Source organism: Glutamicibacter sp. NPDC087673 (assembly GCF_044743255.1).
Lineage (GTDB): Bacteria > Actinomycetota > Actinomycetes > Actinomycetales > Micrococcaceae > Glutamicibacter.
In genome coordinates this window covers 271745-285642 of record NZ_JBIUWB010000004.1, presented here as the reverse complement: position 1 = coordinate 285642, position 13898 = coordinate 271745, and the positions used below count along the sequence as shown (strand labels likewise).

Annotated in this window: 12 protein-coding genes and 1 tRNA gene; 8 read left to right on the top strand and 5 right to left on the bottom strand. The window is 60.6% G+C overall.

From position 1 onward, the window contains the following. Positions 1-37: 37 nt before the first annotated feature. From ACIOTL_RS11510 to ACIOTL_RS11495, 4 genes are all read right to left on the bottom strand, one after another. Positions 38-883, bottom strand: a complete 846-nt coding sequence (locus ACIOTL_RS11510) for a phage holin family protein (protein ID WP_400342751.1) — start codon at positions 881-883, stop codon at positions 38-40. Between the two features lie 273 nt (positions 884-1156). After that, a tRNA-Asn gene (locus ACIOTL_RS11505) sits at positions 1157-1232 on the bottom strand. 139 nt (positions 1233-1371) lie between these two features. After that, positions 1372-2445, bottom strand: a complete 1074-nt coding sequence (locus ACIOTL_RS11500; protein WP_400342749.1) for a glycosyltransferase family 4 protein — start codon at positions 2443-2445, stop codon at positions 1372-1374. A 42-nt stretch (positions 2446-2487) separates the two neighbouring features. Then, a complete protein-coding gene (locus ACIOTL_RS11495) occupies positions 2488-3741 on the bottom strand; it encodes an MFS transporter (RefSeq protein ID WP_400342747.1) in 1254 nt (417 codons plus the stop codon). A 353-nt stretch (positions 3742-4094) separates the two neighbouring features. Between ACIOTL_RS11495 and ACIOTL_RS11490 the strand changes: the two genes are divergently transcribed. Genes ACIOTL_RS11490 through ACIOTL_RS11480 form a run of 3 tightly spaced genes read left to right on the top strand, consistent with a single transcriptional unit; the run spans position 4095 to position 9290 of the window. Next, positions 4095-5588, top strand: a complete 1494-nt coding sequence (locus tag ACIOTL_RS11490) for an aspartate aminotransferase family protein (RefSeq protein ID WP_105661913.1) — start codon at positions 4095-4097, stop codon at positions 5586-5588. Then, positions 5585-6931, top strand: coding sequence for a lysine N(6)-hydroxylase/L-ornithine N(5)-oxygenase family protein (locus tag ACIOTL_RS11485; protein WP_400342746.1), 1347 nt, complete (start codon positions 5585-5587; stop codon positions 6929-6931). The genes ACIOTL_RS11490 and ACIOTL_RS11485 overlap by 4 nt, the downstream gene beginning before the upstream one ends. 10 nt (positions 6932-6941) lie before the next feature. Beyond that, positions 6942-9290, top strand: a complete 2349-nt coding sequence (locus ACIOTL_RS11480; RefSeq protein ID WP_400342744.1) for a GNAT family N-acetyltransferase — start codon at positions 6942-6944, stop codon at positions 9288-9290. 54 nt (positions 9291-9344) lie between these two features. Here ACIOTL_RS11480 and ACIOTL_RS11475 read toward each other — a convergent pair whose 3' ends face one another. Continuing rightward, positions 9345-9992 carry a maleylpyruvate isomerase family mycothiol-dependent enzyme gene (locus ACIOTL_RS11475; protein ID WP_400342742.1) on the bottom strand — a complete coding sequence of 216 codons (648 nt, stop codon included), beginning with the start codon at positions 9990-9992 and terminating at the stop codon, positions 9345-9347. Between the two features lie 208 nt (positions 9993-10200). Between ACIOTL_RS11475 and ACIOTL_RS11470 the strand changes: the two genes are divergently transcribed. The 5 genes from ACIOTL_RS11470 to bioB all read left to right on the top strand — a co-directional run bounded on the left by ACIOTL_RS11470 (position 10201) and on the right by bioB (position 13889). Then, positions 10201-10545 (top strand): PadR family transcriptional regulator, encoded by a 345-nt coding sequence (locus ACIOTL_RS11470; protein ID WP_105661795.1) that lies wholly within the window; start codon positions 10201-10203, stop codon positions 10543-10545. Positions 10546-10547: 2 nt separating this feature from the next. Beyond that, a complete protein-coding gene (locus ACIOTL_RS11465; RefSeq protein ID WP_400342740.1) occupies positions 10548-10919 on the top strand; it encodes a DUF1048 domain-containing protein in 372 nt (123 codons plus the stop codon). A gap of 1 nt (position 10920) precedes the next feature. Beyond that, positions 10921-11712: an ABC transporter ATP-binding protein gene (locus ACIOTL_RS11460; RefSeq protein WP_400342738.1), complete on the top strand. Its 792-nt coding sequence runs from the start codon at positions 10921-10923 to the stop codon at positions 11710-11712. Continuing rightward, on the top strand, positions 11709-12476 hold the full coding sequence (locus ACIOTL_RS11455; RefSeq protein WP_400342736.1) for an ABC transporter permease: 768 nt from the start codon (positions 11709-11711) through the stop codon (positions 12474-12476). The genes ACIOTL_RS11460 and ACIOTL_RS11455 overlap by 4 nt, the downstream gene beginning before the upstream one ends. Before the next feature lie 180 nt (positions 12477-12656). Then, complete coding sequence (gene bioB, locus ACIOTL_RS11450; RefSeq protein WP_400342734.1) at positions 12657-13889, top strand: biotin synthase BioB; 1233 nt, start codon at positions 12657-12659, stop codon at positions 13887-13889. Positions 13890-13898 lie beyond the last annotated feature (9 nt).

The window sequence follows — 13898 nt, the reverse complement described above, 5'->3', positions numbered from 1 at the left end:
TTGGTACGGCTAATGCCTGGCCCCGTCGGCGAAAGACCTAGGAGCGCTTGAACAATGCGCGGACAACAGCCACCAGCGCCAGCCCGGAACCTGCCATCACGATATACGGTCGTGCCTGCTCTAAGCGGTTTGAGCCGGCTCTGTCAGCCTCCGATTGGTCTTCGGAAGACGAAGACGAGGAAGGGCGAACGAATCCCTTCGCCTTGGCAGCTGCTCCGGAGAACTTTTCCCCAGCTCCCTGGGTGAACGAACGAATCTTGTCGATCTTGGCCAGTGGCGCTTGCACGCTCTCGCCCAGGTTGTCACGCAGAGCCTGGATCTGGCGACGGCGACGCTTGGTGCGAAGGATCAGCTCATCGGCACTCGGTGCCGGAGGCTTCGGTTCCTTCTTCTTTTCAGCCTTCTCGTCATCCTCAGCCGACTTCTTCTTCAGCGGCTCATCAAGAGTGCTGACATCGAAGGCGCTGCCGTCCTTGAGCACGCCCAAGTCGTGGCGGAGTCCGCGAATAGCTGCTTCCGGTTTCAGCGGCAGTGCCTTCTTGACCTTGGCATATCCAACCAATCCCAAGATGGCAGCAATCAGCAAGAAGAATCCTGCAACGATCAATGCGGCTGCCCAACCGGGCAACCAGAGAGCCAATACATTGACCAAGGTAACTACAACAGCAATGACGAAGAGCAGCACTACGAGCAGTGCAGCTCCGGCGAGCGCCGCCGCCATGCCAATGCTGATTCCCTTGCCTTTGAGTACCGTAGTCGCGAGTTTGATCTCGTCCGAGAGCTGTTGTGGAACAAGCTCCTTGAGACCATCAACCTGCGTCTTAGCACTCTTGACACTCGACTTAAGGCTTTCGTCAGCTTGCGTCGATTCAGCTTCAGACATGGTTTCTCCATATTCTCGATCGCTCAGCAACCGGTACATCAAACGCTAACACCCCGGTTGCCGCATACGACTCAGTCTTCAGGCGTAAAACCCACTGCATTTATCTCATGCTGTGGGTGTAACTGTTAACGATTCGAAAGTCTATCGTCTAATCACCTGTGGTTATAGGAGGTTCGGGTGTTGTTGGGTTTTCACTTCGAATTTGCGCATGGCAACGACCGCTTTTGGGTAAAACAAAACCTCCCAGCTACTTGCGGAGCTGGGAGGTTTCTTTGGCTCCTCCAACTGGACTTGAACCAGTAACCCTTCGATTAACAGTCGAATGCTCTGCCAATTGAGCTATGGAGGAATGCAACGAGTAATACTTTAGCACTGGCCAAGTGCCGTTTTCAAATCGGAAGTTCCCGTTGCGGAGCATGCGTTCCCTGCCCCGAAATTCCGCCATTTTCCGGGCGAGACCGGATGCTTATCCACCAAGCAGCAGCAAACTACTTTCTGTGATCTGCCGCATATCTGGCCAAATCCAGCAGCTGCTGCGCTGATTGTTCCCATGAGTAGTGCCCGGCTCGTTCCACGGCGCGTTGCGAATACTGTCTCCAGGTAGCCTGCTCATCCAAAGTGCGTACTTGGTCCGCGAAGCCTTGTGCATCATCTGCCGAAGCGTACAGCGCGGCGTCATCCGCGACTTCCCTGAAAATCGGCATATCGGTGGCAATCACCGGAGTTCCCATGCTCATCGCTTCGACCAGGGGAAGCCCGTAGCCTTCTTCTCGCGAAAGGGTTACCAAGGCAGTGCATTCGCTGAGCAGCCGCTCGTATTCCTCATCGCTGACACCGCGGTGGAATACCACTGTGGATTGCGAGGGGATGAGCTTGGATAATTCAGCATGACGCTGCTCGTTGATCCCGCTTAGCAGGTGCAGCTCATAGTCCGGCAGGTGCGCCATACCGCGGATGAGTGTCTCGACGTTCTTGTATTCCATGAAGGAACCCATATAGACCAAGGTCTTCTTGGGGCGCTTCGCTTGGTCTCGACGAGCAAAATTTCCGGTGGGGGCGTTGGACACCAGTCCAATATGCTTCTTGGTCAGTCGATGTCTGCGCATGAGTTCGGCTGTGGTGTTGGAAACGGTAGCCACCGCGTCGGCACGATTCAGGAGCATCCGCTGCGGCCAGTAGACCTGATGGAACAAGAACCATCCAGCGCGAATCGGAGCAGGCAGGAACTTCGGTGCATGCGGATGCGAGTAGTAGATCAAATCATGCAGGGTCAAGACCAAGGGATATTTCCGCCCCAACGATCCGATGGTCTGCATGGGCGAGAACACGACATCCGGCTTGAGCTTGTTGATCTGCAGGGCCACGAATGGCTCGAGCACGCTCGTGGGGCCGGAAATCTTCAGATACGGAACATCGGGGAGCATTGCCAGCTGCCTGGTGTCGTTGACCAGCATCGTGACCTCGGCAAGCTTGCTGGCGGCCTCGATCAACCCGGCGGTATACCGGCTAATGCCATCATGGTGGGTGATGCGGGTGTATCGAGCGTCGATAACGAGTTTCACGTGCGCGGTTGCCTTTACTTCGTGGTGCGTATGCTTTCCAGCCTAACGGCTTGCGGGGCCGCGCATCACTAGGTAGCTAATAACCGAGAGGGTTGCGGCAACGACCCAGGCAAGCAGTCCAGCGGTAATCCCCCACGCGCTGGCCAATGCGCCGCCCGCCAATCCGCCAACGGGTACGACTCCAAAGGTGAATAACCGGCGTGCACTTAGGACCCGGCCCAGCAGCTGCTCCGGAACGATCTGCACAATCCAGGACGAGGCAGCAATGTTGAAGAGCAGCACGACGATTCCCCATCCCAGCGCGAAAATTCCCAGCAGCGCCATGGACCACATTTCGGTTGCATAAGCCGCGGCCAATACGCAGCCCGCCAAAACTGCCTGCATCGAACCGGTGTAGATCAGCAAGGTTGCCGGAGCGAATTTTCCAGCCAGCGTTCCTGCGATAGCAGCTCCAATTAGCCCGCCAACACCACTCACCGAGGCGAAAAGGCCGTACCCGAATTCGCCAAAGCCGAGCTCGTTGATAATGAAGATCGCTTCCACCGATGACCCGATGGCCAGCCCCAAGTTGGAGAACATCACTGCAACGGTAATTGCCAAGAGCAGGCGGTGCCGGGCCAGATACCTGAGGCCAGCCAGGATGCCGCCCTTTTCGGTCGACGGCCCGGGGCGGCGGCCAGGGCCTTGCGACAGGCGAGAGGAACGCACCTGCAGCGCCATCAGCATTGCCAGCAGGCCCAGAGCCGTCGAGATGCTCAGCAGCGCTGGCGCTCCCCACAGCGCGAAGCCGGTTCCCGCCAAGGCCGGGACAATCACGGTCATTGACTGGTCCACAGCTCCCAGCGAGGCGATCAGCTTGCTAATGCTCGCCGCTCGGACTTCAGGCTCATCTCCGATGAGCTGTGGAACGGCAGTGGTTTGGGACGTTTCGGAAAAAACATTGCAGAAGCCGAGCAATGCGCACAACAGCATCCCCAGCGGGATCGTTAGCTCCTCGGCGAAGGACAGCGCCGCTAGGCACCCCAGCAGGAAAAGCTTGGACCCGAGACCGATGCGCAGGACCCGCAACGCGGAATACTTGTCGACCAAATGGCCCGCGGGGATGCTCGCGAGCACAAAGGAAAGGGAACCAAGCGCATTGAGCACTCCCATCTGCATGGCAGTTGCGCCAAGGGTACCCACGAACAGCAGATCAATCGTGATATCAGAAAGTGAGCGTCCTGCCGCGTCCGTTGCGTTCGACCCGAGGAGCAGACGCTGGGATCGCTGGACTTTTCCTGGGCTTGCCGTGGCCACTTGCCCTCCCTTGCTCTAACTGTTTGATCATACAGTTCTAGCTTGAAATTGCAATCAAACGATTAGTGATAATTCCGGGACATTGGAAGTCGAGAAGTTCTCTCCACTTCAACTTCACAGGGGTCCAACTTCAGCCTCGCTCAGATGCAGGTCAGCGGGTAACTTATCACAGCCGGGCGCCACCCGCAGGAAAATGTAGAAACTTTTCTCCTGGCGGAGAGAGTGAATTACTCGGCTTGCATTAACTAATTGAAGTGTGTTGTTAATAGATTCTTGTTAGGTGAGCCTGACCAACTATTGATTGTCTCTATCTGAGGAGCATGCTTTTGGGTGCCTCACTGCCTACCCTGCAAATGCCTGATCTACCACTGCCGATCTACGATGATTCGTTGCTCTGCGCAGACACCGCCCGTGTCTACGAAAACGAGTCGCGTGAAGCCATTTCACGCGTGGCCCACCGATTGGCATCGGTGAACGCGCCGACGACCGGACCGACTCCGCAGCAGTTGCAGGAACGCATCGACCTGGTCGACCTGCATAGTCCGTTGGGTTCAACCCAGGACTCGTTCACCGAGCTGAATGAGTTGTATTTCAACGACGCGGTCTACTTCCACGACCCGAAGTACGCGGCGCACTTGAACTGCCCCGTCGTGATCCCTGCGGTGGTCGCCGAGAACTTCGTCACGAGCATCAACACCTCGATGGACACTTTTGACCAGAGCGCTGGAGCAACACTGATCGAGCGCAAGCTCATCGATTTCACCGCCGATCTGATCGGCTTCGGGACCGGGCAGGCCGACGGAATCTTTACCTCTGGCGGAACTCAATCCAACCTTCAGGCCATGCTGATCGCACGAAACACCGCTACCGCAAAGCTGCGGGGCACCTTGCCTGAACGGCTGGCTAATCTGCGGATCTATTGCTCGGAAGATGCGCACTTCTCGATTCGCAACGCCGCGATGCTCCTTGGCCTGGGCTACGACGCGGCCGTGGCGATCCCTACAGACGCCCAGCACCGCATGGATGCGCATGCATTGCGCGTGCGCCTGGACGCAGACCTCGCCGCCGGTTTGGTGCCCATGGCCATCTCCGCCACCAGCGGGAATACCGACTTCGGGGCCATCGATCCGTTGCCCCAGCTAAGTGCTATCGCCACAGAAGTAGGCGCGTGGTTCCATGTGGATGCCGCATACGGTTGCGGCCTGCTCGTCTCCAACTCCCACCGCCACCGGTTGGACGGCATTGAATTGGCCGACTCGGTCACTGTGGATTACCACAAGTCCTTCTTCCAGCCCATCGGCTCCAGCGCCTTGGTGGTCCGCTCGGCAGCCTCCTTGGAATCCATCGCCCACTATGCCGAGTACCTGAACCCGCGTGCGGAGGCCGAGTCCACCCCCAACCAGGTCTCGAAGTCCCTGCAGACCACACGGCGCTTCGATGCGCTGAAGCTGTGGGTCACGTTGCGCTCTTTGGGGGCCAGCCGTTTGGGTGCCATGTTCGACCAGGTCATCGCCTTGGCAGAGGACGCTCAACAGGAAGTTGCCATGCGCGCCCAGCTTCGGATGGCAGCCGACGTGCAGCTGAGCACGCTGGTCTTCTCCTTTGAAGATCCACAGCACCCACTGGAACTGGACGAGCACAATGCCTTGGCCAACCAGATCCGCCAACGCCTCTATGCCAGCGGCGAAGCGATGATCGCCGCCACCACGGTCAAAGGCAAACGCCTGCTGAAACTGACGCTGCTCAATCCGAATACGACCCTGGCCGATATCAGCGAGATCCTCGACGCTATCTGCCGGATTGGTTCCGGACTGCTGGCCGAACGCACCCTTGGAGAGAAGAAATGATTGAACCTACCGAGCACTTTGACGTCATCGCTATTGGCGCTGGCCCTTTCAATCTGGGTTTTGCCGCCTTGGCCGATGGATTGGATGATCTGCACGTTGCAGTTCTGGAAGCCGGAGAGAAGTTCGTCTGGCACCCTGGCATGATGCTTCCCGGAACCCATCTCCAGGTTCCCTTCATGGCAGATCTGGTGACCATGGCGGACCCGACCAGCAAGCATTCGTTCTTGAACTATCTCAAGGAAAAACAGCGGCTTTACCCGTTCTATATCCGCGAAGACTTCTACGCCTTGCGCGAGGAGTATTCCAACTACCTGGCGTGGGCCGCAGAAAATATTCAAAGCGTACGATTCGGGCACCGGGTGCTCGAAGCCGAATACCACGACGGGGTCTACCTGTTGTCGGTGCTCACTGCCGCAGGATTGACCCGATTCACCGCAGACAAGTTGGTGCTGGGCACCGGATCCCAGCCTTATCTGCCGCCGGTTCTCACCACGGAAGCACAAGCCACCGGCAACGTGGTGCACTCAAGCGACTACGCCTTCCACCGCGAGAAACTCCTATCCTCCCGGACCGCAGGTTCCGGCCCGAAAGTAACTGCTGTGCTCGGCAGCGGCCAGAGCGCCGCAGAAATCTTCTTGGATCTTCTGCGCAGCTTGCCAGAAGAGGATCATCTGGTGTGGGCAACGCGTTCAGAACGCTACTTCCCGCTGGAATACACCAAGCTCACTTTGGAGATGACATCTCCGGAATACATCGACCACTTCCATGCCCTGCCCATGGATCAGCGGGATGTCCTGTCAGCAGAGCAAAAGGGGCTCTACAAGGGGATCAACGCGGACTTGATCAACGAAATCCACGAAGAGCTCTACCAGCGAAGCGTCAATGGCGCAGCGAAAGTGCACCTGCGTACCGGCTGCGCGGCCACGAGCATCGGCGCTGACACGGATCACCTGGCCATCAGCTTGCGCCATGAACGCACCGGTGAAGACCTGGAATTCCTCGCCGACCACCTTGTCATGGCAACCGGCTACCGCGCAGGCACTCCGGACTTCTTGCAAGGCATCAGCCAACGCATCGATTACCTTCCCGATGGCCGCTTCAATGTAGATCGCGAATATTCCATCGGGTTGGACCAGGACATCTTCGTGCAGAACGCTGAACTGCACACCCACGGCTTCACCGCTCCGGATCTGGGCATGGGAGCCTACCGCAATTCAGTAATTATCAACCGCTTGGCTGGACGCGAGGTCTACCCGGTCGAGCGACGGATCGCTTTCCAGCGATTCGGCGCCGCCGAACTCAGCGGCTTGCCCACTTCCGCCAATGCCAGCGCACGAGCCTAAGGAACTTCCGATGACCAACTACACTTTCCGTTCCGTGACGTTGCCCGGGGATACTGCGCTGCTGCATTCGTGGCTTGCCACCGCGCATGCCTCCTTCTGGGGCATGGCCAACGCAACCGAAATGGAAATCGAAGCAGAATACCGCACATTGCTTGGCATCTCAGGCTACGAAGTCCTCTTCGGCATTGACGCATCAGGGGACGAGAAATTCCTTGTCGAGCTCTATGACCCAGCAGCATCGCCACTTGCCGATGCGTACAACTACGTCCGTGGCGACCGTGGACTGCACTTCCTGGCTCCGGCAGCCACCGAGCCGCAGCCTGGGTTCACCCTCGAAGCTCTCTCCTCGGCCATGGTCCAGGCTTTCGCCCTGCCCGGAACCGAACGAATCATCGTGGAACCTGACCTGCGCAACAAAGCCGTCCATGCCCTGAATGCCCGCGTTGGCTTCCGCCCGGTACGTCCAGTGGAGCTCTCCGAAGCAGACGGCTCATTCAAGCAGGCGCTGCTGTCCATCTGCACTCGCCAGGACTTCGAAACCGCTACCGGCCGCGGCTTGGAATCCTCATTCCTCTCCCCTGCACGTTGGGACATCGCCAATCGCCATGTCTTGGCCAAAGCCCTGGGCGAATTTTCGCATGAGCGCCTCCTGGAGCCTGCCGGCCATGGAGAAAACCGCTACTCAGTCCAGAAAGATGCCCACCGCTACAGCTTCAGCGCCCAGCGGTACCAGCTGAACCACTGGTTGGTTTCACCGCAGTCCGTGGAACACCACCACTTCGTTGACGGCAGCTGGCAGCAGGCAGAGGTGGACGCCATTGAGTTCATCACCCACTTCTGCCAGGAACTCACGCTTTCCCCGGTGCAGCTGCCCACCTACCTTGAAGAGCTCTCGTCCACGCTGGCCAGCCACTGCTACAAGCAGGTTCATGCAACCCATAATTCAGCGCAGCTGGCGCGGTTCGACGGCACAGCCGCACAGTCCTTCCAGCTCATCGAATCTTCCATGACCGAGGGCCACCCGTGCTTCATAGCCAACAACGGAAGAATGGGCATCGGGCGCACCGACTACCTGAGGTACGCCCCCGAAACCGGTTCCGCCCTGCACCTTGGCTGGGCTGCCGCCCACAAGTCCCGAGCACAATTCGATGCCGTGGATTCGCTGGATTACGAAGGGCTGCTGGCCACCGAGCTGGATCCAGCCGAGCGCCAGCGCTTGGATGCGGCTCTGGAGGCCTCCTTGTTCGGCACCGGCTATGCAGCCGGGGACTACATCTTCATTCCGGTACACCCTTGGCAATGGGAGAACCGCCTGTCGATCACGTTCGCCAATGATATTGCCCGCAAGCAATTGATCTGGCTGGGCACCAGTTTTGACGAGTACCAGGCGCAGCAGTCGATCCGCACCTTCTTCAACCTGTCCAACCCGGAACGCCACTACGTCAAGACGGCAATGTCGATCTTGAATATGGGGTTCATGCGCGGGCTCAGTGCCGAGTACATGAAGGTGACTCCCGCGATCAACCAGTGGTTGGGCGAGCTGTTCGCAAAGGACCCGGTGCTCTCGACCCAGCCGGTCGCCCTGCTGCGTGAAATTGCGACCGTAGGCTACCGCAACCCGCAGTTCGAAGCAGCCACCGGCAAGAGCGATCCGCAGCGGAAGATGCTGGCTGCGCTGTGGCGGGAGTCCCCGATCAGCCTGCTGGGCCCGGAAGAAAAGTTGGCTACGATGGCCAGCCTATTGCATGTCGATGCTTCCGGCAGGTCCTTTGCCGGCGCCCTCATTCGCCGCAGCGGGCTAGCACCGGCCGACTGGCTTAGCCGTTACCTCGATGCCTACCTCATTCCGCTGGTGCATTGCCTGGCTGCCTATGATTTGGTGTTCATGCCGCATGGCGAAAACGTGATCATGGTGCTTGAGAACGGTGCTGTGAAGAAGGTCCTGCTCAAGGATCTGGGCGAAGAGATTGCCGTGCTCTCGGACCGGGTGGAACTCCCGGAGGAGATTCGCCGGGTACGCACCGGTGGAGATCCGGTTTTGTCGGTCTTCACGGATGTCTTTGATTCGTTCTTCCGCTTCCTCGCGCCGCTGCTGGATGCCGAAGAACTGCTTTCCGAAGCAGATTTCTGGAAGACCGTAGCTCAACGGCTGCTGGATTATCGCGGGCAGCATCCGCAGTTCGCTGAACGCTTTGATCAGCTGGGACTTTTCGCGCAGAACTTCCCGCTGTCGTGCTTGAACCGCCTGCAGTTGCGCAACAACCAGCAGATGCTGGATCTCGCCGACCAGTCCGGAGGCCTGCTCTACGCAGGCGATCTGGAGAACCCGCTGGCAACCGCTCTCATTCCCGCTGGCTGATTTGCCAGCTCCCCCAGCATCGCGCCGTACAGTCATCGTGCGGCGCGATGCTTGCTATTTCCGCGACTGTGCCGTGATCCTGCGTGCCAGCTCGCCGACCCCTGCGCCCTGAAGCCGCGGGAGGACCTGTTCCCTTCCGGCCATCGCCAGGACCAGATCCAGCAATTCGCCATGCACCTCGGGACCGTTCCCGCAACTGAAAGCGTCGTCCGCCGCCGACATCCGCAACCCCTTGACCAGGGTGCTGCTATTGACTGCGAAGTCCTTGGAGGCGAAGAATCCTGCCACCGCTCGCAGTGCCGTGGGTTCAGGCCGCAGGATCAGATCGAGCGCCTGGGCGATGTCCTGCCCGTGCACTACCACTTCGCCCAGCAAACCGGTCACCGAGTTCAGCGGGGCAATGGACTTGCTGGCAGAACGATTGAAATTATCCAACGTTTGCCGGGCGCCGTCCCCAAGCTGCAAGCGCAGCAGCCGCTCGTTGTGCCGGTCGGCGTTGAATCCGGAACGAGCCATATTCACCAGCCAGCGGGCGGTCGAAGTGGATCCGGCGGCCGCCAGGTGCGCCGCCACATCGCGGATCTGCCAGTTCGCGCATAGCGATGGGGCGTTCCACTGCTCCGGAGCCAAGCTGCCCAGCAATCCTGCCAACCGCGCACGCTCGGCATGGACCAGCTCCCAATGCCATCTCGCATCCTTCATGGCGCCTCATCCCCATAGATCCAGTACCGGCTCAGCTTCCAGGAGCATACCGGATTTCCGGTTGCCCCATCTTGCCACTGGTCAAATGGCGGTTCTCCGCGGCCCCGAAAAATATCTGGAAAATCTTGGTACTAAGCATTGCTAAATACCGCTACTTAGTTTTACTATCTACTTGTACTCAATGATACTAAGTAGAGAGGGGTGCACCATGGCCACACAGATGACCGAGATGCTCAAAGGCACCTTGGAAGGGATCGTCCTGGCGATCCTGGCCGAACGCCCGGCCTACGGATACGAGATCACCACGGAACTGCGCGAACGCGGCTTCACCGATCTGGCCGAGGGGACCATCTACGCGCTGCTGGTGCGCATCGAGCAGAAAGGCCTCGTCTCGGTGGAGAAAGTCCCGTCCGAAAAGGGGCCTCCCCGCAAGGTCTTCACCCTCAACCCCAGCGGCAAGCAGCAGCTCGACGACTTCTGGACCACCTGGAACCTGCTCGTCTCCCGCATCAACAACCTCCCCCACCCGAGCACCCCGCAGAAAGGGCACTAATCATGGTCGCCAAATGGATTGAAACTTTCACCGGCTCACTGGAGCAGAAGAAGCAGTACAAGCAGAGCATGGCACGCCTCAAGGCCCTGCCCCAGCCCTATGCCAAGGCCGCTGCAGGAGTGCAGCGCTACCTGCTGAACCAGAGCGGGGTCACCGACGCCGAAACGATGATCTCCATGTATTCGGACCTGGCCGACCTCTTCGAAGGAGCAGCCGCCAACGGCACCGCGCTGCGCGAACTGCTTGGCCAGGACCCGGCGGAATTCGCCGATGACTTCGCCCATGCCTACGGGGGCAAGCGCTGGACCGACAAGGAACGCACCCGCCTGGCCGACACCATTTCCGAAGCAGAGAACGAATCGAAGGAGCAATGACATGAATACCGCATTGGCCCCGGAACCGGCCATCGAGGTCACCGGACTGGTCAAGTCATTCAAGAAGCTGCCCGTGCTGCGCGGACTGGACTTCACCGTGCAGCCCGGCAGCATCTTCGCCTTGCTCGGTTCCAATGGCGCCGGCAAGACGACGCTGGTGCGGATCCTGGCCACCCTCCTTCCCGCCGATGCGGGAACCGCCCGGGTCTGCGGAGCTGCAGTGCGCGAGAACCCGGTCCAGGCCCGCCGGTCACTGGGCCTGACCGGGCAATTCGCCGCAGTGGACGAGGTCCTGACCGGGCGCGAAAACTTGCTGCTGATCGCGCGGCTGCTCCGCTTGGAGAATCCGCGGTCCATCGCCAACGGCTTGCTGGAGCGCTTCAACCTCTGCGACGCAGCGGACCGGCCCGCAGGAACCTACTCCGGCGGGATGCGCAGGCGCCTTGATATCGCCATGGGACTGGCCGGCAACCCGCCGGTGCTCCTGCTCGATGAGCCGACCACGGGACTGGATCCCCAATCGCGCCGCGAGACCTGGCAGGTGATCCGCGACTTGGCCGAGTCCGGCACCACGATCCTGCTCACCACCCAGTACCTGGATGAAGCAGAGCACCTGGCCGATCAAATCGCCATCCTCCACGAGGGCACCATCATCCACCAGGGTACGCTGGCCGAACTCCAGGCCCTGCTGCCGCCGGCCACCACCGAGCTGGTGGCCAAGCGGCCGAGCCTGGAGGAGATCTTCCTGGAACTGATCGGCCACCACCAGCGAACCGAAGGGAGCAAGCCATGAGCATCGCGGCACTGCGGGAAACCAGAATCCTCACCGGGCGCTCGATGCGCCACGTTGTCCGCAGCCCCGACACCATCATCACCACGGCCATCACCCCGGTGGCCATGATGCTGCTGTTCACCTACGTTTTCGGCGGGGCTATCGGCACCAGCGCCACCGGGCCGTATATCAACTACCTGCTGCCCGGGATCCTGGTCATCACCATCGCCTCCGGGGTCGCCTACACCTCCTACCGGCTGTTCCTGGACCTGCGCGATGGGCTGGTGCAGCGCCTGCACTCCATGCCGATCTCCCGCTCCAGCGTGCTCTGGAGCCATGTGGCGACCTCGTTGGCGGCGAACCTCCTGTCCCTGGCGCTGGTACTGGGGGTCGCCCTGGCCATGGGCTTCCGCCCCTCCGCCTCCATGGCAGCGTGGATCGCCGTGCTCGCGCTGCTGTGCCTGGTGACCCTGAGCCTGACCTGGGTAGCGGTGCTTGCCGGCTTGAGCGCGAAATCGGTGGATGGCGCCAGCGCCTTCAGCTACCCGCTGATCTTCCTGCCCTTCATTTCCTCGGCGTTCGTTCCCACCGAGTCAATGCCCGGGCCGGTGGCCTGGTTCGCCGAGTACCAGCCGATCACTGCTATCGTCGATTCGCTGCGCGCCCTGCTGTCGCAAGAACCCGTGGGTTCCGAGCTCTGGATCGCCCTGGCCTGGCTGGCAGGCATCTTGATCCTGGCTTGGGCGCTGGCCACGCGGATCTACCGGAGCAAGACCTCCAGCTGAGCGGCGGGCGCGCGGCACGGGACGCGCGCCGTCTGCAACTGCTGTGGAAAGCAGCGCAAGCCCCCGGCTTGAACATTGTTCAAGTCGGGGGCTTTTCGTGTACATTGGTGCCAGCAATTGAACACCGTTCAAGAATGGCTGCACCTTGGCAGGCAGCCATCCAACCAGGCGAAGGAACCCATGAGCATCCCCGCGCAGCGCACCGACACCGCAGATTTCACCGAGCTAGCCGCACGCATCTCCGCTGGCCACCAGCTCACCGCAGCAGAGGCCCTCGGGCTGCTGGCCATCAGCGACGCGCAGACGTCGGCGCTGGTTAGTGCGGCCGGGGTGCTGCGGCGCAAGCATTTCGGCAACACCGTGAAGGTCAACTACCTGGTCAACCTGAAGTCCGGCTTGTGCCCCGAGGACTGCACCTACTGTTCCCAGCGCCTGGGTTCCAAGGCCGAAATCCTGAAATACACCTGGCTCAAGCCCGGCGAAGCGGTGCGCCAGGCAGGACTGGGCATCGCCGGCGGCGCCTCGCGGGTCTGCATGGTCGCCTCCGGCAAGGGGCCCACAGACCGCGATGTGGAACGCGTCGCGGCCATGATCGGCGCACTCAAGGAAGAGCATCCGCAGGTCGAGGTCTGCGCCTGCATCGGTATCCTGAAGCAGGGGCAGGCCCAGCGGCTCAAGGAGGCCGGCGCCGACGCCTACAACCACAACCTGAATACGGCCGAGTCCCTCTACCCGGAAATCTGCAGCACCCACAGCTTCGCCGAGCGCGTCTCCACCGTCCAGCAGTCCAGGTCCGCCGGCCTCTCCCCCTGCTCGGGGCTCATCGTTGGACTGGGCGAAACTCCTGAGCAGCTGGTCGAGGCGATCTTCGCCTTGCGCGCGCTGGAGGCCGATTCCATTCCGGTGAACTTCTTGATGCCTTTCGACGGCTCTCCGCTGGAAGGCACCTGGAACCTGACCCCGCGCGCCTGCCTGCGGATCCTGGCCGTAGTGCGGCTAGCCTGCCCGGACAAGGAAATCCGGATGGCCGGCGGACGCGAAATGCACCTGCGTTCCTTGCAGGCCAATGCCCTGGAAGTGGCCAATTCGCTGTTTCTCGGCGACTATCTGACCAGCGAAGGGCAGGATGCGAAAGCCGACCTGGCGATGATTGCCGACGCGGGGTTCGTGGTGCTGGGCCAAGAAGGCCAGGACCCGGCGCAGCTGGCCAGGACGCTGCGCGAAGCCGCCGGCCATGCTTCGCGCCAGCCGGAGGATGCGGGCAACGCCGGGGCCAGCGGGTGCAGCGGATCGTGCTGCACCTCCGTTGCTTCCCCGGCCTGCGGCAGCGCCTCCTCGGGCTGCGGCACCGGCACGGCCGAACCGGTGCTCCGCCGCCGCGGCGCCGGGACCGGGGAAAGCCCGAACGCCTGATCGCCGCCA

Coding starts and splice junctions, on each gene's coding strand:
- ACIOTL_RS11480 (WP_400342744.1), top strand. CDS start 6,942: ATGACCAACTACACTTTCCGTTCCGTGACGTTGCCCGGGGATACTGCG.
- ACIOTL_RS11470 (WP_105661795.1), top strand. CDS start 10,201: ATGGCCACACAGATGACCGAGATGCTCAAAGGCACCTTGGAAGGGATC.
- ACIOTL_RS11455 (WP_400342736.1), top strand. CDS start 11,709: ATGAGCATCGCGGCACTGCGGGAAACCAGAATCCTCACCGGGCGCTCG.
- ACIOTL_RS11465 (WP_400342740.1), top strand. CDS start 10,548: ATGGTCGCCAAATGGATTGAAACTTTCACCGGCTCACTGGAGCAGAAG.
- ACIOTL_RS11510 (WP_400342751.1), bottom strand. CDS start 883: ATGTCTGAAGCTGAATCGACGCAAGCTGACGAAAGCCTTAAGTCGAGT.
- ACIOTL_RS11485 (WP_400342746.1), top strand. CDS start 5,585: ATGATTGAACCTACCGAGCACTTTGACGTCATCGCTATTGGCGCTGGC.
- bioB (WP_400342734.1), top strand. CDS start 12,657: ATGAGCATCCCCGCGCAGCGCACCGACACCGCAGATTTCACCGAGCTA.
- ACIOTL_RS11460 (WP_400342738.1), top strand. CDS start 10,921: ATGAATACCGCATTGGCCCCGGAACCGGCCATCGAGGTCACCGGACTG.
- ACIOTL_RS11490 (WP_105661913.1), top strand. CDS start 4,095: ATGCCTGATCTACCACTGCCGATCTACGATGATTCGTTGCTCTGCGCA.
- ACIOTL_RS11475 (WP_400342742.1), bottom strand. CDS start 9,992: ATGAAGGATGCGAGATGGCATTGGGAGCTGGTCCATGCCGAGCGTGCG.